Origin of the sequence: Thalassobacterium sedimentorum, assembly GCF_031127905.1 — a bacterium.
GTDB lineage: Bacteria > Verrucomicrobiota > Verrucomicrobiia > Opitutales > Coraliomargaritaceae > Thalassobacterium > Thalassobacterium sedimentorum.
In genome coordinates, this window is sequence record NZ_JARXIC010000003.1 from 1 (window position 1) to 19,827 (window position 19,827).

The following is a 19,827-nucleotide window of genomic DNA, read 5'->3' on the forward strand; positions in this document are numbered from 1 at the left end:
CTTGCGCCTTCATAAATTACGGCGTCACAGGCCGGCGGGACAGCCTTCACTTTCGCTGCGCTCAAGCGAACCTAACTGGCATGCCAAGCCGTAGTCTTGAGCGCCGCATTTCAATAAAGCTACGGTCCGCCTTCACTTCCGCTGCGCTCAAGCGAAGGCTGGTGCTCCCGGGCAGATTCGAACTGCCATTTGCGGCTTCGGAGACCGCCGCTCTATCCATTGAACTACGGGAGCAAGCACTGAATACTTGCTCAAACCACTCCACAGATGGCATCGGGTCAATGCGAAAACACTTCCAGACTACAGATCCGCATACAACAAATTCTAAGGCGCGTTAAATCAAACCACTTGCGAGTGCCCCTTAAGCTTGCGCGGAATCCACAAATGCTAGCGAGCCATCTGCTTGTAAACGACGATAGTAACACCCTGAGCGAGCCACCCCTGCTTGATTCTTAGTATGACAAGCGCCTTTGCCAGCTGGTGTCACCTTGTAGAGAATGGAGTTTTGCTCACAGTTGACACGAATTTCTTCGATTTTCAAATAATCGCCACTGGTCTTGCCCTTGATCCAAAGTTCATTGCGACTGGTGCTCCAAAATGTAGCCATACCGCACTCACGAGCGGTTTGTAAAGCCAGCTCATTAGCATAGCCCACAATCAAGACCTCTCCCGTTTGCGCATCTTGCGCGATGGCTGGCAGTACGTCAGACTCGCAATTTGCCACTTTACGTAGCTTTGCGAAATCGAGATTGAGAACATTGCCCTCTTCTAATTCTTCATGCGTCATGCCTTCGAGCTAGAGTTATCTGTTTCAAGAGTCGAGTTCTGAATGACCTGAATGAAGTAAATTCATAGGAAAGGTCCTATTTTTCCTTTTCATTACAGAGCATCCGTTCATCTTCTCCGCTTTAGGAAAATTGAAAATTGCCTAACTTAGGCACACAACGAATAAATATTATGCAAACAGAGATCCTCTCCCAAGCAGCGACACAAGCCCGTGGCCTCGCAATCGATGCGATTCACGCCTGTAGCTCTGGCCACCTCGGCCTACCACTCGGCTGCGCCGAAATTGGCGCAGTGCTTTACGGCGCAGGCGGACTGCGCTACAATCCAGCCGCCCCGAAATGGCTGAATCGCGATCGCTTTGTGCTCTCCGCCGGCCACGGTTCAATGTTTCTTTATTCATGGCTACATATTGCAGGCTATGACCTTTCGCTGGATGAAGTGAAAAATTTCCGTCAGCTCGGCTCCGAAACCCCGGGGCACCCTGAATTTGGCGATACCGTGGGCGTTGAGGCCACCACTGGCCCACTCGGCCAAGGCATCGGCAATGCGGTCGGCTATGCACTCTCTGCAAAACGTGCCGCAGCTAAATTTAACACTGCGGAGCATACCATTTTCGATCAACACGTCTTTGCCCTGCACGGCGACGGTTGCCTGCAAGAAGGTGTTGCCAAAGAAGCGATCGCATTTGCAGGTCACAATAAATTAGATAATTTAATTCTGATCTATGATTCCAACGACGTCACCCTCGACGCCATGGCTGATCGTACGCAAAGTGAAGACGCAGCCGCTTATTTCACATCTCAGGGATTTGATACGGTTATCATCGATGGACACGACTTTGCCGCCATCGAAGGCGCAATTGCACAAGCCAAAGGTAACGACAACGGCAAACCCAAAGTAATCATCGCAAAAACCACGATTGGCAAAGGCATCGCCGAAGTCGAAGGCACCTCTGCAGGGCACGGAGAAGGAGGCGCCAAATTTGCCGCCTCCGCACGTAAGGGGCTCGGTCTGCCGGAAGAGACCTTCTACGTATCTGATGCAGTACGCGCCCATTTTGCTGCAGTCGCCCAAGCTGGCGCAAGCGCCTACAAGGAGTGGGAAGCAGTCTTTGCCGCATGGAGCGCAGCGAACCCTGCGCTCGCCTCAGAGCTCAAGGGCGAAGTGCCAAGTGATCTAATCGAGCAAATTCCAGAATTTGAAGCTGGCACCAAAGCTGCAACACGCGCCTCGGGAGGCACGATCATGCAAGCAGTTGCCAAAGCGGTGCCCAACCTAATCAGTGGTTCAGCCGACCTCTATGGCTCCACCAAAAACTACATCAAGGACGGCGGTGATTTTGGCCCCGAGAACTTTGACGGACGCAATATCTGGTTTGGCATTCGCGAACATGGCATGGGTGCCATCTGCAACGGGATCGCCTATGATGGCATTTTCAAAGCCAGTGGCGCGACTTTTCTGGTATTTGCAGACTATATGCGCGGCTCAATTCGCCTCGCATCACTGGCGAAGCTGCCTGTCACTTACATCTTTACCCACGATTCTGTCGGCGTTGGTGAAGATGGCCCCACCCACCAACCTGTGGAAACGGTTAGCGGCCTACGGGTCATCCCGAACCTGGACGTCATTCGCCCAGCGGATGCAGAAGAGACAGCCGGGGCCTTTGCGGCTGCAATGGAACGTGCGGATGGCCCCACCGCCCTCATTCTCACCCGTCAAAACATTCCTGCACAAGACAGCTTAAGTATCAGCGCACGCCGCCAGGGCGTACTTAATGGTGGCTACATCGCCAAAAAGGAAAGCGGCGACTTAAAGCTCATTCTAATGGCAACCGGCTCGGAGCTACAACACGCCATGGGCGCCGCAGAGCAACTCGGCGAAGGTGTGCGCGTGGTGTCGCTACCATGCTTCGAACGCTTCGAGCGCCAAAGTGACGAATACATCGAAAGCGTGCTTCCCAGCAACTGCACAGCACGTGTAGCCGTTGAAGCAGGTGTCTCCAGCACATGGGGCAAATACGTCGGCTTCACCGGCAAGACTGTCTGCATCGACCGCTTTGGGATCTCCGCTCCCGGCGATACTGTAATGGCCCAGCTCGGCATGACTGCCGACAATGTTGCCGCAGTAGCAAAAGAACTACTCTAAATAATAAGCAGTTTTGATTCTAGAACGCCGTCCTAACAAGGGACGGCGTTTTTTTGCAAAAAATAGAAGTACGCTCAATAAACTCACAGCATTTTTAATTGCGAAAGCTGTCTCCGTGGAATGTCTTAGAGCGCACATGTCTATGCCATTGCCCATGCCACTCTATGCCCTATTCGCTAGCCTAGTAATATTCCTTACTGGCTGTAGCGACTCTACAACTACTAAAAGCACGACGAACGACCCTCAGGAGCAAACACATGCCCCACGGCAAGTGTTTCCAGTATCACACGATCCGCAACGACTCGCCAGAACCGGCCCCGACACCTGCATCAATTGCCACGAGCAAGCAGTTTCGGATTGGAAACAAAGTCATCACGCAAAAGCCAATCGCCCCGTCTCCGTCCGTAAAGACGCCACCGCATTTACCCCGACCCGCCGCATCCAAGAATCCGGCGTTACTTATGAGATGGTACAAGTCGAAGACGCTTTTAAACTACGTGTCATCTCAGCAGATGGCGCCACCAGCGAATATGAGCTTGTCGGTGTCATTGGTGAAACTCCGCTGCGTCAATACCTCGCCCACTTACCTGGCGACCGTTTTCAAACAATTAGCGCCACCTACGATGTAATCAACGACAAGTGGGTCGACGTCTTTGCCGGCGAGGATCGAATGCCAGGCGAATGGGGGCACTGGGCAGGACAGGGCATGAACTGGAACGCCAATTGCGCCTACTGCCACACCACCGAATACAACAAGGGCTTCGACTACGAAAACAACCTCTACCAATCAACCTGGATACAACAAGGCATTGCCTGCGCAGAGTGCCACACAGGGCTGGAAGAACACTTAGCTGCAGCACAACACCAAGATTATACCACCGGACTCACTCAGCTCAGCCCCGTGCAAACGAAAGATAACTGTCTGACCTGCCACTCACGAAGAGATCAGCTAACCTCTGACGCCTTCGAACCCGGCGACCACTACGACGATCATTTCTCACTTTCACTCCCCGACCAACCAGGCCTATATTATCCGGACGGTCAAATTCTAGACGAGGTCTTTGTTCACGCCTCTTTTGAAATGAGCCGCATGGGACATGCAGGAGTGACCTGCATGGACTGCCACAACCCACATACCCTGGAACATATCCTTCCAGTAGAAAACAACATGCTTTGCATGCGCTGTCATGAAACCGGGATGCTGGAAGCCCCAATCATAGAACCAGTCAAACACAGTTTTCACGCAGAGGGCAGCACCGGAAACCAATGCGTTGAATGCCACATGTCAGAGACCGTCTATATGCAAGTCGACTGGCGTGCGGATCATGGCTTCCACTCACCGGATCCTTTAATGACCAAAGAACTCGGCATTCCCAATGCCTGCAGCAAATGCCACACCGATCAAACAATCGATTGGGCGGTAGAGCATGCAGAGGCATGGTATGGCGAGAAGCTGGCCGCAAGCCCACAACGCGCCCGCGCTCGTGCGATCAGCAAGGCCTACGCCTATGATCCAGAGGCATTGCCTGCGTTGCTAGAGCTTGCCAAAGAGGAAGTGATCCCTGCATGGCAAGCCACCTACGCAGGATTGATCGCCAACTATTTACCACATCCAGATGCCGAAGCCTACCTGCAGAGCATGCTCGAGCATGAAAGCTCACTCGTACGCGTACGTGCTGCAAATGGCCTCGCCCGCACTGAAGATGGCGGCAATGCACTATTCGATCTGCTCAAAGACGAAAGCCGCTCTGTGCGTATCGCAGCAAGCCGCGGGCTCTCTGCTCGCAACCAAGATGTCGTAGATCCCGTCGCCGCCAAAGAATGGGCCGAATACTTGGGCTTTAACTCCGATCGCCCACAGAGCCTACTCATACAAGCCAATAACGCCACACGTCACAATCAGCCCAAAGATGTCTTAATGTATGTCGAGCGCGCAATCTCTTTAGATCGCCTCAACCCAGAAATGCACCACCAGGGAGCCATCCTCCTCAGCGGAGCGGGCCTCAATAAAGAAGCACGCAAACAACTCTTTGCTGGCTGGGAACTCGCCCCCAAAGACCCGCGCTTCCCCTACTCGCTAGGACTCTTAGCGGCCGAAGCAAACGACCTCGAATCCGCAGCAGGCTACCTCGAAGAAACTGTCGCCATGGCTCCCGACTACTATCGAGCCTGGTATAACCTCTCCTTAGCCTACACCAAATTAAACCGCACAGAAGATGCGCAACGTGCGATGCAAAAAGCTCAGGGCCAATAGAAAGTAGTGGCGACTTCAGTCGCCATTAAAGTCGCAGTGAGAGCAGCAAACAAAGATCGAAAGGCTCCACTGTTGAACCACGCCGGCCCTGCAAGTCTCAAACCTTAGAGCCCTGCGCTCCTGATTCAACGTGACTACCGGGCAAGTAATACCAATTCGAAAGAACTTTGAACCTGGTCGAGATATTTTTGGTAACTTTGGCTCTCAAAACCGGAGAGATCCTCTCGCCCCCAAAACTTAGTTAAATGCGCCCTGCCGGACGCACACAAAAAAACCGACCACTCTATTGAGTGGTCGGTTCGTAGTTAAAGCGTTCGCTTTAGATCGAGCTTAGAGTGCCTCCGGACCAGTCTCGTCGGTGCGGATCCGAGTCGCGCTTTCGACGGGAATGACGAAGACCTTACCATCACCAATCTTGCCAGTTTTTGCGGCCTTAACGATCGCATCGGTCGTCTTTTCCGCGTCGGCATCGTCAACAACGATTTCGACCATAACTTTAGGCAGGAAATCAACAGTGTATTCACTACCACGGTAGATCTCGGTGTGGCCTTTCTGACGACCGAATCCCTTGACTTCCGTGACGGTCATACCTTCGATGCCGATGTCTGCGAGAGCTTCTTTGACCTCTTCTAGTTTGAAGGGCTTAATGACTGCTTTTACCAATTTCATAATTTTTATGTAATCTGTGGTTATTTTTGTTAATTGGCTAGGCGAAACTTAGCGTGAGCTGTTTGCGAAGTCAGGATAGGCTTCTTGACCATGCTCACCGATGTCAAGACCTTCGGCCTCTTCTTCAGGAGATACACGGACACCGATAGTAACTTTCAAGAGACCGAAGACGATCATCGAGAAGATAAAGGCGAAGGCGCCGATGGAAAGTGTTCCGATCAATTGGATTCCAAAGCCTGCAGCATCTCCAAAGAGCGCTACAGCCAGTGTGCCAAAGATACCACAAACACCGTGGACAGAAATCGCCCCGACTGGATCGTCGATCTTAACCTTGTCGAAGAAGATGATCGAGAAGACCACCAGGATACCCGCAATCAAGCCTGTAAGGATGGCAAACTTAGGAGCGATTGCATCGGCACCAGCTGTAATACCAACCAGACCTGCCAGGATACCATTCAAGCCCATGGAAAGATCAGGCTTCTTCAAGAAGATCCAAGAAGTGAAGATGGAACCGAGACCACCTGCCGCTGCAGCAAGTGCCGTAGTGACGAACACCAGCGAAACCAGATAAGGGTCTGCGTTAAGAACGGAACCACCGTTGAATCCGAACCAACCGAGGAAGAGAAGGAAAACACCAATCGTCGCCAGCGGCATGCTGTGACCGAGGATCGGCTTAATGCGACCGTCGACATACTTACCGGCACGTGGTCCGAGGATCAACGCACAAGCCAAAGCAGCGAAACCACCGAAACCGTGAACTAGGGAGGAACCCGCAAAATCGTAGAAACCACGAGCGGACAACCATCCACCACCCCACTGCCAAGAACCAGTGATAGGATAAGCGAAAGTCACCAGTAAAGTGGCAAAGATCATGAAAGAAGAAAGCTTCACGCGCTCAGCAACTGCACCCGAAACGATGGTCGCAGCAGTCGCAGCAAACATTGCTTGGAAGATGAAGTCTGTATACCAAGTGTAGTCAGCATACTCTGAAGTCATCAAATCAACGGACGCGGTAACATCAAACCATGAGCCCATCGCGAAGACACCTGCAGAACCCTCAGCGAATCCAGGATACATTGCGTTAAAGCCCCAAAGCGCATAGGTGATGATACCCATGCTAATGATGAACACATTCTTAAAGAGAATGTTGACCGTATTCTTAGCTTGTCCGAGACCGGACTCAACGGTAGCGAAGCCAAGGTGCATGATAAACACTAAGGCCGCTGAAATCAGCAGCCAAAGGTTGCTAATAGTAAAGAAGGCAGCACCGGGCGTCTCCATAAAAGCCGCATAGGCCTCATCAAATGGAATCGCATCAGCGACAGCTTCGACAGCATCTGCCGCTTCTGCAACCGGTAGCTCCTGTGCGCCGAGCGAGCCGGCCATCAGAAACGCCGAGCTGCCGAGCAACAGAGCGAGAAGGTATTTCTTAATCTTCATTGTATTTTTTTTGTTTAGTCAGGTTGATTGCTTTATTTGGAATTAAGATCGAAGCACCCTTGTAGGGGAGTGATTCGAGCAGGACGCGAAAACGCGAACAACAAAGATTAAGCATCCCACATGCCAATTTACCAAAAAGCCAGAATCAGAACCTAAAATTCACAATAACTTACTAATCAAAAGTCCAAATCTAGCTGAATAACATAGACTTAAAAAATACTGAACAATATTTTCACAAAACAAAAAAGGGCGCATAACTGCGCCCTTTCAAGTGTTTATTATGCCCAAAATAACTCATCCTGGAGGCCACGCCATCGGACGACCGCCCAATAAATGTACATGTAAATGTGGTACAGTCTCACCACCGTTTTTTCCATTATTAATCACGATTCGATAACCACCCACCAACTGTAGCTGTTCAGCCACCGATGACGCCGTTAGCAAGAGATGCCCCAACAAGGCTTGCTGATCCGAATTCGCCTCTGCAATCCGAGGAATCACCTGCTTGGGAACCACCAAAATATGAGTGGGCGCCTGAGGTTCAATATCATGTATCGCTAAACATAGATCGTCTTCGTACTCAATCTTGGCAGGAATTTCGCGATCAATAATTCGTTCGAATAAGGTTTTCATCGGTCTTATGGATTTTGTTGGGTGTAAATGCTCACAAACTCTGACATTAATTCACGCAGTTCTGATTTAATCGTATCCACCTCATTGACATCAGAGCGGGCGGTACGACTCAGCCTAAACGTCGTCGCAACAGTTTTATCCTGATTGCGATCAATAGTAACATGGTCACGCACCTGCAGGATCAGGTCAAATTGTCCTGTCGACACCCGATTGGACGTATCAATCGACAGCACAATTAAAGGGACATTCAGCTCGGGCTTATTTGCAATAAAACTTCGTAGCTCAATATTGCCACGGCGTAACTGCAACTCCATGATATCACTCAAATCAAGACGTTCCATCGCAGTGACCTCAGTCGCAAATGAACCATCAATATTCATATAAAGAAAATTTATACCGCGCAGATGACTTGCATTTTCAACAGCAAACAAGTGCGACTGAAGGCAAACTAGGAGCGGAAGCAAACAAAACAGGTAGCGCATATATCGACAGATTAAACGACGTTACCAGCATTGTAAAGCATGCGCACAGTGAAGCGAGTGAGCAAAATAATACTAATTCGAAAAAAGTTTGCCCCTAATAGATATATCTTTTGTAACCTCGGTTCTCAGAACCGGGGCGATGTTAATCCCTCCCCGAAACAAAGTTTCGAGGCTACGCTAAGGCCAAGCTTATAGATCATATATTCTTAGAAGTGGTATAAGTCTGAGAAGCAACTCACACATCAGGTCTGGACGCGATAATTAATCGCACCTGACTCCCACCTGCCTACCTGCAAGAAATGGGCGGCACTACAACACCACTACCTGAAGACGCGACCCACGGGTTGCCCAGGCACAAGCCAACTCGTCAATCCAATCCCGCACACGTTGATACTGCGCCTCACGGTATTTGGTCCAATACTTGCCAGCCGGACACACTGCCTCTCGTAAACCAGTCACCAATAACAACCCCTCGCGACGGCCTGCTAACTTTTTCATCTCCCCGACGATCGCTTGCCGTATCCAGAGAGGACTAAAATCTTCAAGCCGCGGCACGTGCCAATGAGCAAAGGCAAAATCAGCCACATTTGCAGAGTCGCCAAAATGGAGATCTGCCAATTTATCAACATAATCCCCCAACTGCAAATGTTCCAGATCTTCTGGATGCTCCTGGTATGCGAACTCCAGCGCACGGCGCGCATGCTCCGCCCGCTCCGGGTCCGAGACACGTCCGAGCAATTCATTAAGTGTACGCAATTGCTCCACCGCAGCCGGTTTTGCCTTAGACATTATCAGTTGCTGCTTTTAGCTCGTTAATTTCCTGAGCCAATTCGGCGAGGTCTCGAAAATCTTTATACACTGAGGCATAGCGTACGTAAGCGATTTGATCCAGATGCTTCAAGCGTAGCATGATTTGCTCTCCGATCGCGTGCGCAGGAATCTCATGATCGAACTCTTTCTCCAAAGACGCCAACACATCCGCAATCAGCATTTCAATCTGCATCACATCGATGGGGCGCTTTTCTACAGCCTTTTTAAGGCCCCCCAGCACCTTGCTACGATCAAAGTCTTCCCGTCGCCCATCGCGCTTAACCACTTGCAAATCGGCACGCAGTACTTCCTCGATCGTGGTGAAGCGATAACCACAGTCCAAACACTCACGACGCCGACGGATCGAAGTTTCATTCTTACCCGTTCGGGTGTCGAGCACTTTTGTCTCAATGGAGGCGCATTTTGGACAACGCATAATTATGAAGATAGACGCAATAAAACGACAGGAGTGGAATCATTCAAAAGCCAAGCAAAGAAAACTCAAGAATGACGATGAAAGGTTGACTACTAGATATAGTCAACGAGATATGCAATCCCTATATTTAGTGGCAGCACAGCTCTCAAGAACGAGTCAACTCGTCAGGGACCCAACAGGCAGTCTATTAAAGTTTAAGAAAGTTCTCCAACATCTTCATGCCCTGTTCCGTCGCGAGCGACTCAGGATGAAATTGCACGCCCCAAATCGGTAGCTCCCGATGCGCCAAACCCATAATCTCGCCCTCTGCGGTCTCTGCGGTCACTTCCAGGCAATCTGGTAGACTATCGCGCTCAACCAAGAGTGAATGGTAGCGTGTCGCCTGCATAGGATTCGGCAGGCCTTCAAAAATATCCGTATTGCGGTGGGTCACAGGACTCGTTTTGCCGTGCATCAGCCGGTCAGCCCGCACCACTTTGCCACCAAAATGCTGCCCGATACTCTGATGCCCCAAACACACACCTAGTAAGGGCTTCTTGCCAGCAAATGCCTCAATAATGGCCAGACTGACGCCCGCTTCATTGGGCGAGCAGGGCCCAGGCGAAATCATCACACGATCAGGGTCGAGCGCCAGCGCCTCTTCTACCGTGATCGCATTATTGCGAAAAATCTGCTGTTCCTGCCCGAGCTGGCCAAAATACTGCACCAGATTATAGGTAAAAGAGTCAAAATTATCAATAACAAGAAGCATGATGAAAGCAGAAGCCGCTTCTTCGCGAACTGCAAGCTCACAAGCGAGATGAAATCCGAGCGAGCCATCCCCAGATACTAAACATGCATTGCCGCTAGCCACTCGATAGCGTGGCAACCGCCACTCAACCCGTTGCTACACAAAAAAATCATGAAGCACCCAACACACGCGCAGCCTCCTGCACATCCTTATCACCACGACCGCTCAAGTTACCGATAATGATCTGATCTGATGACATTTCGCGGGCGCGCCGCATGGTGTAAGCGATTCCATGCGATGATTCCAGTGCTGGCACAATACCTTCGATCGCGCATAGATCTTGAAACGCTTGCAAGGCTTCGGCATCAGTTGCGTAACCGAAATCGATGCGGCCCTTTTCCTTATAATAAGCGTGTTCAGGACCAACAGCAGCGTAGTCCAAGCCCGCCGAAACCGAGTGCGTCAAGTCGATCTGCCCTTCAGGATCTTGAAGGATCCAAGTCTTTGCCCCTTGCAAGACTCCCAATTGACCGCCTTCAAAACGAGCGGCGTGATGACCACGCTTAATTTCGCGACCTCCGGCTTCGACTCCAGTTAAGCGCACATTCAGATCCTGTAGGAAAGCGAAAAAGATACCAATCGCATTAGACCCGCCCCCCACACAAGCTGCCACCTCATCAGGAAGTCGCCCTTCTTTCTCCATAATCTGTCGACGACACTCCTCGCCAATGACACGATGAAAGTCACGCACCATCATTGGGAACGGGTGCGAGCCAAGTGCAGAGCCAATAATGTAATGTGTAGTACGCACATTAGTCACCCAATCGCGCATAGCTTCATTGACTGCTTCTTTCAGCGTTTTTTGCCCAGCAGAGACGCCTCGCACTTCCGCACCACAGAGCCGCATACGATATACATTGAGCGCTTGGCGACGCATATCTTCCTCACCCATATAAATCACACACTCAAAGCCCAACTTCGCGCACATCGCTGCCGTGGCGATCCCATGCTGCCCAGCTCCGGTTTCAGCAATAATACGTGTTTTCCCCATACGTTTCGCCAACAAAGCCTGCCCCAATGCATTATTAATCTTATGCGCTCCAGTGTGTAAGAGATCTTCGCGTTTAAGATAAATCTTGGCCCCACCACAGTGCTGCGTCAGACGATCGGCGAAATATAGGTTCGTAGGACGTCCCGCAAACTCCCGCAACTGGAAGTCGAGCGCTCGCTGAAACTCGGGGTCCTTGCGGGCCGACTCATAAGCCTCGGTCAACTCGAACAATGGCGTCATTAAAGTCTCAGGCACATACATACCGCCATAAGCGCCGAAATGGCCGCGCGCATCGGGGAGACTAAGTGGATCGACTTCAAGTTCTGACATGGCTGTGTGCATCATTAAATACGGCTGCGCAGAACAGAGTTTGTCAAGCAGTCAAGTGCGAGAAGGCAAGACCAAGCACTCAGATAAATTACCCTCACACAGCTTGAGCCCTGCTCGAAAGGTCATTTTAAAGTTTCTTAAACTGTCCCTTATAGCGCCGGGTAAGTTTCTGCATCCAGTCCACAGCCTCAGGCTCAACTTGAAACCCAATAAAATGTAAACGTGGCTGTATCCCATACTCGCGTGTCAACTCACGCAAGCTGCGCTCAAGTTCCTCCCAAGGCACATCGCCCTGCCGCGGTATATTACGCTGAAAATCGCCATCCGAAATAAGAAATATGACATCCGGCTCCATCTGAAAAGCCACCGTCAAAGCCCCCTGTATCCCGTCTGCAGCGTGAGGCAATTGAGTGGACAGCGACTGACTACGTACTTTTTCAGTCATCCACACCTTAGCTGCTCGCTTATTACGCGCCCCGCCGGCGATCATATAATCTCGAAATGAGCCTATACTTCTGGAAAAAGGCACCAGGGCAAATTGAGTATTGGCATTCAAACCATCGATCAGCACCTCCAATTCTCGAATAAAGCGTGTGGTGCTTACCCCCGCCTTGCTAGCCTTATTCCAAACACTGGCGCTATTATCGAATAGAATCAGGATGCGCTCCCCAGTGTCCTCAATTCCAAAAAGCGACGCGGATGAGCTCCCGGTCTGCAGCCCCTGCAAGGCCCCCAACACCCCGGACTGCCCCAGCAAGGAGTCGGACTGCAACGCCGCTGGATTGCGCTCAATGGGATTAAAATCGCTCTTGGGCAACTGCGGAAGTGATGGCATTGCATCTGGCAATAATGCCTGCGCACGAATACGCTCAAGTTGCATCGCAGAACTGGCGGCATTTTGAAATTCGGCCAGCGCCACCTTGTGCTCCAGCTCCTTTTGCGGCAGATATATTTTCTTTCGTGCCACAAACTCAGGGTCGGATTTAAACTCTGGTACCAAGACCACCACAAAGACTGCCAAAAAAAGTAGAGCGACCTGAATCAACAGTGCCAAAGCCAGCGGCCCGAGCTTCGAACGTCTCGGTGCAGATTCGAGTGGACTATGTGCAGGAGCCATAGGCATATGGCCGTCATATATACAATGCGCGTAGCGTATTGCAAATATGGAATCAATGACTCTCACTGCCTCTGTCGTTTTGACCTCTCTCGTACAATGCAACCACCTCCCAAAATATGGCAATGGCCCAATGTGCTGGCATTTGACGCCGCACTCATTGCCGCGCTCTGGCTGATGACTCTGGAGCGCATGCATCATCTGGAACTAGGCTGGAAGGTGCATACCGTACTGGCACTGTCGGTCTGGCTCACTTATTTGGCCGACCGACTCTGCGATGTCAAATCCCGCAATACGGCCAACTTACTCTCTGTGCGGCATCGTTTCTCAAAATATTATACGCCGCAACTTTGGCGCCTGTGGTTTATCGTGCTCATCATCAACCTGGCAATGGCCACACAACTAACCTGGACTCAGCAAAAACACGGTGCGCAACTACTGGCCGTGTGCCTGGTATACACCCTTCTAAATCAAAAGTTATCACGCCGCTTTTTTCCAAAAGAAAGCTGCGTCGCGCTCATCTACGCAGGTGGAGTCGCGGTCTTCTTACCTCAAGCGATCCCTTGGGGATTCTTTGAAGCGTTCGCATTTTTATGTCTTCTGAATTGCCTCATGATCGGAGCCAAAGAAAGACAAATCGACTCAAAGATGCAGGTGCACTCTCTGGCCACTGTAGTCACCGAACGTTACCTAACACCACTGGCTTTATGTGCAGCCGGTTTATCACTCTGGAGCGAAATTGATCTGGCATACGAATTAGCCTTTAGCTTCATACTAATCGCGCTAATCCACGGCCTGCGTCAAAGGATCTCCATCGAAGGGTTTCGCGTATTATTAGACGCCTCCCTACTGATTGCACCCGCACTCTCATTGGGAATTCGATAAGTGTGCAGCTCTGCTGCGGAATCACTTGAGGCTGGGTGTGTTCGTTAAATATCGCTCATGGCGCGCCAATTGCTCATCCAATGAACTCGCCACTACCACCGATGTGGCAAAAAACATGATAATGGCATTGCTCAAGGCATCGCTGGTAGCGGAAGATTGTATTCGCTTGGAAAAATCCTGATTTAAACCCTCCAGTACCCCGTAAAGCTCCTTGAGATGCTTCAGCTCCCAATCCGCCTCCTCACCTTTGAGTTGCTTAAAATACTGCTGAATTAAATAAGAGCCCACTGTTCGGTGCAAGGTCTCGCGGGTGCTACAAAAAGGAATATGAAAACTAGCCATCGCTCCCAATTCCTTCAAAACGGGACAGCCACTAGTGGCCATCATTAATCCCATTAACGAATTAATTCCCACCTGTAAGTCGCACTCTTCGAAATAACAACGCTCTGCGGTGGTGACTGTCACTTTTACTTGCTCTGTGGATTGATTATCCGCAAAGGCCTCGATCACCTCGTTAATCCGAGTCGCTGCCGGACAATAAGCGCAATCGCTTTCCTTCAGCGGACAACATTCACACTGACGATGACTTAATCGTGCCCACTCAGGATGCGCATCGTCATTAACCTGCCCAGGGCTGGTCGCGACATCAAATTCAATTTTACGGTCCTCAAGTTCAAAGTGATAGACAACATTTTCGGAATCCATGGCGACAACTGTGAACACAGAGTGAGAGAGGTCGACTCCGAATCACATTATATATGTATTAACAAAAAAACTGTATACGCATATCGAACATGCAATGTTTATGCCAATAACCACGTAGCCGCACATTTAGCGGCCGCGGCGAATTTCAGATCCCTTAAATTGCACCCGCACACGATAAATTAATTTAATACGCGTCTTGATTTTAAAAGTCTTGGGGTCGATCGAATCAGGCACCTCTTCGCGATGAACATCGACAATCGCGTGATAACCTCGCTCCGAGAAAATATCTATCAGCATAGCCAGCGCATCGGGATCATGCAGCACCTGATCCTCAGTATTCACGACTGCAGTGCCTGAAATCGCATGACGTTCAATGATCGGAATAAAATCCCGTTTAATCAGCTCGACGACTTGATTGAACAGTGCCTCCTGCCGCTCCACATACGCATCCAAACGATCCACCAAGTCCTGCCGGGCATGCTTGGAAATCGACATCGCGACCGGAATATTCGAAATGCGGTCGTAGGTGGCCTCATCCAATTCCAGCGAGCCCTGATAGCGCAGCTCGTCATCGATGCGCTGACGCACCACTTCCAGTGATCCATGTGCATTGATAAAGTGATAGAAGAAAATCTCACGCAGATCCTTCAAAGCACCATAAGTTTTCTCTTTAAACGTACGATATCGATTCAGTGCAGCCTCCGGATCGAGATCAGTTGGTCGCAGCTCTTCCAGCTCGCCGACGCCAGATTCAATCACCTCTTCGTTATGCGCCTGCGCCTCCATACCACGGTTGAGCTGGCGCTTCACACTCTCTTTCTCATCAATGAACAAGACCACGATGTGAAAATGCGGCTTCTTAAACTGCTCGGAATACAAGGTCTCCTTAAATTTATTGCGCAGATCAATCAGCTTCTGATACAGCAACTTCACGCACTCGACCTGCACCTTGGTGCGTGGAAAACCATCCACCACCGCGCCAGTCTTATATACCGGATCAAGCAACTTACGCAGCATGATTTCAATCACATCGCGGTCCCCAACCAGCATCCCCGCATCCTTCATCTTTTGCGCTTCAGGACTTTTCAATAAGCTACTCACTACCAAGGGCGGTGCCGTCAAATCGCGGTACTGCATGATGAAATCTGTATTGGTCCCCTTACCAGCACCTGGCGCACCATTGAGCCAGAATATCTCCTTTGGGAAACACAGGTTCTCCTCACCCAGCTCGTCCTCAAGACTTGCCCAAACGGAATTAAAAATAATCTGCGCGTCTTTGACCTCAAGGTCTTGAACTTTGCTTTCAGTGGATTTGCTTTCGGCGTGGGCCATATCGGAAGCCATATGAATATTAGTCAGAAGTAGTGGAAAAACTTTAGGAGTGTCGAAATCTCTAGAGGAGATCAAGCCCCATTCGGTGATTCTGGCCATGGAGCACGTGTAATGGAAGGCTCTTGCGTGCGTGGACGGCAAATGCGCTCGGTCGCCCCCTCAAAATCCTCCTCTCCGGAAAGAATATCAATTTCAAGACGTAAATAATACACAGGCACCGGTGGCCTAATGTCATCAAACAGGCGAACTGCATCCTTCTCAGTAGTCACAATCATGTCCAAATCTGCCTGACCGGCTTTACGATATAAGCGCTCAATTTCATAGCGTGTGAAACGATGATGATCCAAAAAGCGTTGATTGTATCGAATCTCAGCACCAAAGGCCCGCAGCATACTTTCAAAGCTCTCCGGCGAGGCAATACCACTAAAGGCTCCAATCTTCGCCCCCTGCAAGGTCTCCAACGGCAGACGCGCCCCCCCATCCACCGCCTGCAAATATTGCGGTTTATGTGCGCACTCAATAATTTCAGCCTTCGGATTATGTTCACGAATCAGCTCCAGTAGAGCCTCATCGCGCGTGCCATCCGATTTGGTCAAAAAAATATAACTGGCGCGCGACAAGTGCTTAATCGGCTCACGCAAGATACCCCGCGGCAGCAAGTGCTGGTTACCAAACGGATTAGTTTTATCCACCAGCAGGAGATTAAGTCGGCCTTTTAAGGGCAAATATTGAAAACCATCATCCAAAATAAGTGTATCACATCCGAAACGACGAATCGCAAACGAGCCCGCCTTGACTCGATTCTTATCACAGAGCACTACCACGCCCGGCAAATTCTTGGCTAGCATATACGGCTCATCTCCCGCCACCTCGGAATCTAGCAATACCGTTTCTCCGTCACTCACGATTTTAGGCGGTGCTTCTTCCCCATGCGACAACTTACGCCATAGTTTTTTGGGCAACGGTTCCTTCTTACTCTTATAACCACGACTAAGGATGGCCACTTTACGACCTCGCTCAGTTAAGGTACGCGCAATTTTTTCGACAACCGGCGTTTTGCCAGTACCACCCACAGTAAGGTTCCCCACGACCACGACCATGCAGCCAAGCGGTTTATTCCGTAAAATGCGATGCTCGTAGAGATACCAGCGCAATTGCACCATGCCACTAAACAAATAGGAGAGGCAGTGGAGGAAGGTCGCCATGACCTCAGCCCCCCGTCCATGCCGGCGATCATAGATCACATCGGCTGTAAACTGGGCAAAATCATCCGCTGCTCGAGCGAGCTTATAACGGATTCTACGGAGTGAAGGCATAGGGCAAAAAAGTCGATTGTTAGTGAAAAGGCGAATCTCAAAAACCAGAAAGAAGGTTGACGCCAGATTTAATCGCCGCTTTCTCTCGAAAAAACAGCAAGCCTCCGTGATCTGCGGAGGCTTCAACGCATCTATAGTTTATGAAATATTTAATCATCGCCGAGAAACCTTCAGTCGCCACCGACCTATCTAAAGCCCTCAGCAAAGAACTTGGTAAATTTACCAAGAAGGGCAAATCGCGTGATGCAACTTATTTCGAAAGCGATCAAGCTGCCATCACTTCTGCGGTGGGGCACCTGGTCGAGCTCAAAATGCCAACCGGGCCCAATGGCAAAAACCTACCGTGGAAGTTCGACGTCCTCCCAGCCATCCCTGCAAAATTTGAACTGCAACCCATCGAACAAAGCGCTGGCCGCCTGAAGCATGTGCTGAGCCTAGCCAAGAAAAAAGAGTTCGACGTCATCGTCAACGCATGTGACGCCGGCCGCGAAGGTGAACTCATCTTCCAATACATAATGGACATCGGCAATATTAAGAAGCCAGTCAAGCGCCTCTGGATGCAGTCGATGACCACAGGAGCGATCCAAGAAGCTTGGGCACAACTCCGCGATGGCGAACAAATGTCCAACCTGGCTGACGCCGCCAAATGCCGCTCTGAGTCAGATTGGCTGGTGGGGCTAAATTCAACCCGTGCCCTGACCTGCTTCCGTTCCCGCCACGGGGGCTTCAACATCACCGCCGCCGGACGCGTGCAGACCCCGACCCTCGCCATCCTGGCCAAGCGTGAACGCGAAATTCAAGCCTTTATCCCAGAAGATTATTGGGAGGTCCACGCGGACTTCGCAGTCGCAAATGGCAACTACCCGGGCAAGTGGGTGGATCTGAACTGGAAAAAAAATCCGGAACAGCCCCACGGCCGCGCCGAACGTATCTGGGACAAAGAAACTGCCAGCACCATCCGCGAACGCTGCGTCGGCAAGCCAGGTATCGTCACCGAAGAAAAAAAGCCCACTAAACAGATCGCACCACAACTCTACGATCTCACCACGCTGCAACGCGAAGCCCCCTTTACTGCAAAAAACACCCTGGGGCTCGCTCAAGCACTCTACGAGCGCCACAAGATGCTCACTTATCCACGAACCGACTCACGCTACCTGCCGGAAGATTATATCAGTAAAGTCCACGAGACGATGCGTGAACTCGCCAGCTCCAATCATTCGGTCGCAGAATGGGCCGCGAATGCCATCGAAGAAGATCGAGTCAACTTCAATAAGCGTATTTTTAACAACGCCAAGGTATCCGATCACTTTGCAATCATCCCGACCGGTCGTGTCGTCAAACTCAACGAACAAGAGTCCAAACTCTATGACATGGTCGTCAAGCGCTTCATCGCGGTCTTCTTCCCACATGCCGAATTCGAAGTCACCAAACGCCTAACTACCATCGACCATGGCACCGATAAAGATACCTTTTTGACCAATGGCAAAACATTGACCAAGCCAGGTTGGCTCGCAGTTTACGGTCGCGTCGCCGGAGTCGCCACCACTAAAGACGAATTGGTCGCGGTCAACGATGGCGAAAGCGCTCAAACCGACTCCATCGAAGTCGAAGACAAAGCCACCAACCCACCTGCCCGCTACACTGAATCCACCCTGCTGGCAGCAATGGAAGGGGCCGGAAAACTTATCGACGACGACGAACTACGCGAGGCCATGGCCGAACGTGGCCTCGGCACTCCCGCGACACGTGCGGCCACCATCGAGGGGCTCCTACGCCAGAAATATATCGCCCGCGAAGGTCGCGACTTAAACGTCTCCGGCAAAGGTCTGCGCCTGATCGAACTCTGCGAGGAAATGGATATTAAAGCCCTCAGCTCGCCTTCCATGACGGGCGACTGGGAAGCCAAACTCAACAAGATGGAGAAGGGCGAAATTAAGCGCGACGCCTTCATGCAAGAGATCAACACCTTCACCGCCGATGTGGTCGAAAAGGCACGCTCGCATATGGAGACACTGGTCAACCGTGTCTTCCCCGATCTAGAATGCCCATGCCCCGCCTGCGGCGCTCCACGACTCAAGCAAACTGACGCCACCTACGAGTGTCGTGAGCAAGAATGCGACTTTCGTATCTCTAAACACATCGCAGGACGCCGATTAAGCGAAGACGAAGCCAAAGAACTCTTCACCACCAAAGCCTTGCCAGAAATTGACGGCTTTGTATCCCGCTTTAACAAACCCTTTAGCGCCGCCCTGAAACTTGCGCAAACCGTGTCTAAAACCGGAAAACTGGGAAAATGGAAAACTGAATTTGTCTTCGAAGACGAAGAGGCCCTTTCAGCTGAAGAACTCAAAGATGACCAAATCATCCAGACCTTCATAATGAAGAATGGCACCGAAGCCAAACTCTACGCGACGGATAAAGCCTACCATCTACCAGAGCTGAAGACCAAAGACTCCCCAGATGGATTCCGCCTCGGAAAAGTCATCTTACAGAAGGAGCTGCAGCCTGCAGACGTGGAAAAACTCTTTACAGAGGGCAAGACGCCATTACTCGACGGCTTTATATCCAAGCGTACCAAACGCCCCTTTAAAGCGCACCTAACGCTTGATTTTGACAGCGGCAAAATTGGTTTTGAGTTTGCTCCCCGCGCAGCGAAAAAAGCGGCAAAAAAAGCGGCCAACTAGCGGAACACTACAATCACTGGATGTG

Annotated in this window: 17 protein-coding genes and 1 tRNA gene; 4 read left to right on the forward strand and 14 right to left on the reverse strand. The window is 50.8% G+C overall.

The genetic code is table 11. From position 1 onward, the window contains the following. Positions 1–159: 159 nt before the first annotated feature. Positions 160–234 (reverse strand) — tRNA-Arg (locus QEH59_RS02200). A gap of 127 nt (positions 235–361) precedes the next feature. Then, positions 362–787, reverse strand: coding sequence for a phosphoribosyl-AMP cyclohydrolase (locus tag QEH59_RS02205; protein WP_308983727.1), 426 nt, complete (start codon positions 785–787; stop codon positions 362–364). A 170-nt stretch (positions 788–957) separates the two neighbouring features. Between QEH59_RS02205 and tkt the strand changes: the two genes are divergently transcribed. Together tkt and QEH59_RS02215 are read left to right on the forward strand one after the other, a co-directional pair. Continuing rightward, positions 958–2,931 carry a transketolase gene (gene tkt, locus QEH59_RS02210; protein WP_308983728.1) on the forward strand — a complete coding sequence of 658 codons (1,974 nt, stop codon included), beginning with the start codon at positions 958–960 and terminating at the stop codon, positions 2,929–2,931. A gap of 136 nt (positions 2,932–3,067) precedes the next feature. Continuing rightward, the gene (locus tag QEH59_RS02215) at positions 3,068–5,185 is read left to right on the forward strand and encodes a multiheme c-type cytochrome (protein WP_308983729.1); all 2,118 of its coding nucleotides are present in this window, start codon (positions 3,068–3,070) and stop codon (positions 5,183–5,185) included. 330 nt (positions 5,186–5,515) lie between these two features. On the opposite strand, the gene QEH59_RS02220 is transcribed toward QEH59_RS02215, so the two are convergent. From QEH59_RS02220 to QEH59_RS02260, 9 genes are all read right to left on the reverse strand, one after another. After that, complete coding sequence (locus QEH59_RS02220) at positions 5,516–5,854, reverse strand: P-II family nitrogen regulator (RefSeq protein WP_308983730.1); 339 nt, start codon at positions 5,852–5,854, stop codon at positions 5,516–5,518. Positions 5,855–5,902: 48 nt separating this feature from the next. Beyond that, a complete protein-coding gene (locus QEH59_RS02225) occupies positions 5,903–7,294 on the reverse strand; it encodes an ammonium transporter (protein WP_308983731.1) in 1,392 nt (463 codons plus the stop codon). Between the two features lie 294 nt (positions 7,295–7,588). Continuing rightward, the gene (locus QEH59_RS02230) at positions 7,589–7,927 is read right to left on the reverse strand and encodes a histidine triad nucleotide-binding protein (protein WP_308983732.1); all 339 of its coding nucleotides are present in this window, start codon (positions 7,925–7,927) and stop codon (positions 7,589–7,591) included. Between the two features lie 5 nt (positions 7,928–7,932). Then, positions 7,933–8,307 (reverse strand): hypothetical protein, encoded by a 375-nt coding sequence (locus QEH59_RS02235; protein WP_308983733.1) that lies wholly within the window; start codon positions 8,305–8,307, stop codon positions 7,933–7,935. A gap of 411 nt (positions 8,308–8,718) precedes the next feature. Further along, complete coding sequence (locus QEH59_RS02240; RefSeq protein WP_308983734.1) at positions 8,719–9,198, reverse strand: hypothetical protein; 480 nt, start codon at positions 9,196–9,198, stop codon at positions 8,719–8,721. Next, positions 9,191–9,655, reverse strand: coding sequence for a transcriptional regulator NrdR (gene nrdR, locus QEH59_RS02245; protein ID WP_308983735.1), 465 nt, complete (start codon positions 9,653–9,655; stop codon positions 9,191–9,193). Before nrdR ends, QEH59_RS02240 begins: the two co-directional genes overlap by 8 nt. Before the next feature lie 187 nt (positions 9,656–9,842). Then, complete coding sequence (locus QEH59_RS02250) at positions 9,843–10,406, reverse strand: anthranilate synthase component II (RefSeq protein WP_308983736.1); 564 nt, start codon at positions 10,404–10,406, stop codon at positions 9,843–9,845. A 148-nt stretch (positions 10,407–10,554) separates the two neighbouring features. Continuing rightward, entirely contained in the window at positions 10,555–11,766 is a 1,212-nt protein-coding gene (trpB, locus tag QEH59_RS02255) for a tryptophan synthase subunit beta (RefSeq protein WP_308983737.1), read from the reverse strand. Between the two features lie 127 nt (positions 11,767–11,893). Continuing rightward, a complete protein-coding gene (locus QEH59_RS02260; RefSeq protein ID WP_308983738.1) occupies positions 11,894–12,883 on the reverse strand; it encodes a vWA domain-containing protein in 990 nt (329 codons plus the stop codon). A 96-nt stretch (positions 12,884–12,979) separates the two neighbouring features. Here QEH59_RS02260 and QEH59_RS02265 point away from each other — a divergent pair, with 96 nt between their 5' ends. After that, positions 12,980–13,765: a hypothetical protein gene (locus QEH59_RS02265; protein WP_308983739.1), complete on the forward strand. Its 786-nt coding sequence runs from the start codon at positions 12,980–12,982 to the stop codon at positions 13,763–13,765. 21 nt (positions 13,766–13,786) lie between these two features. Here the strand turns inward: QEH59_RS02265 and QEH59_RS02270 are convergent, their stop codons facing one another. From QEH59_RS02270 to lpxK, 3 genes are all read right to left on the reverse strand, one after another. After that, positions 13,787–14,470, reverse strand: coding sequence for a DUF6901 family protein (locus tag QEH59_RS02270; RefSeq protein ID WP_308983740.1), 684 nt, complete (start codon positions 14,468–14,470; stop codon positions 13,787–13,789). A 126-nt stretch (positions 14,471–14,596) separates the two neighbouring features. Continuing rightward, on the reverse strand, positions 14,597–15,901 hold the full coding sequence (locus QEH59_RS02275; RefSeq protein WP_308983741.1) for a nucleoside monophosphate kinase: 1,305 nt from the start codon (positions 15,899–15,901) through the stop codon (positions 14,597–14,599). After that, a complete protein-coding gene (gene lpxK / locus QEH59_RS02280; protein ID WP_308983742.1) occupies positions 15,874–17,118 on the reverse strand; it encodes a tetraacyldisaccharide 4'-kinase in 1,245 nt (414 codons plus the stop codon). Before lpxK ends, QEH59_RS02275 begins: the two co-directional genes overlap by 28 nt. A 140-nt stretch (positions 17,119–17,258) precedes the next feature. Here lpxK and topB point away from each other — a divergent pair, with 140 nt between their 5' ends. After that, positions 17,259–19,802 carry a DNA topoisomerase III gene (gene topB, locus QEH59_RS02285; RefSeq protein ID WP_308983743.1) on the forward strand — a complete coding sequence of 848 codons (2,544 nt, stop codon included), beginning with the start codon at positions 17,259–17,261 and terminating at the stop codon, positions 19,800–19,802. The last annotated feature ends 25 nt before the right edge of the window (positions 19,803–19,827 follow it).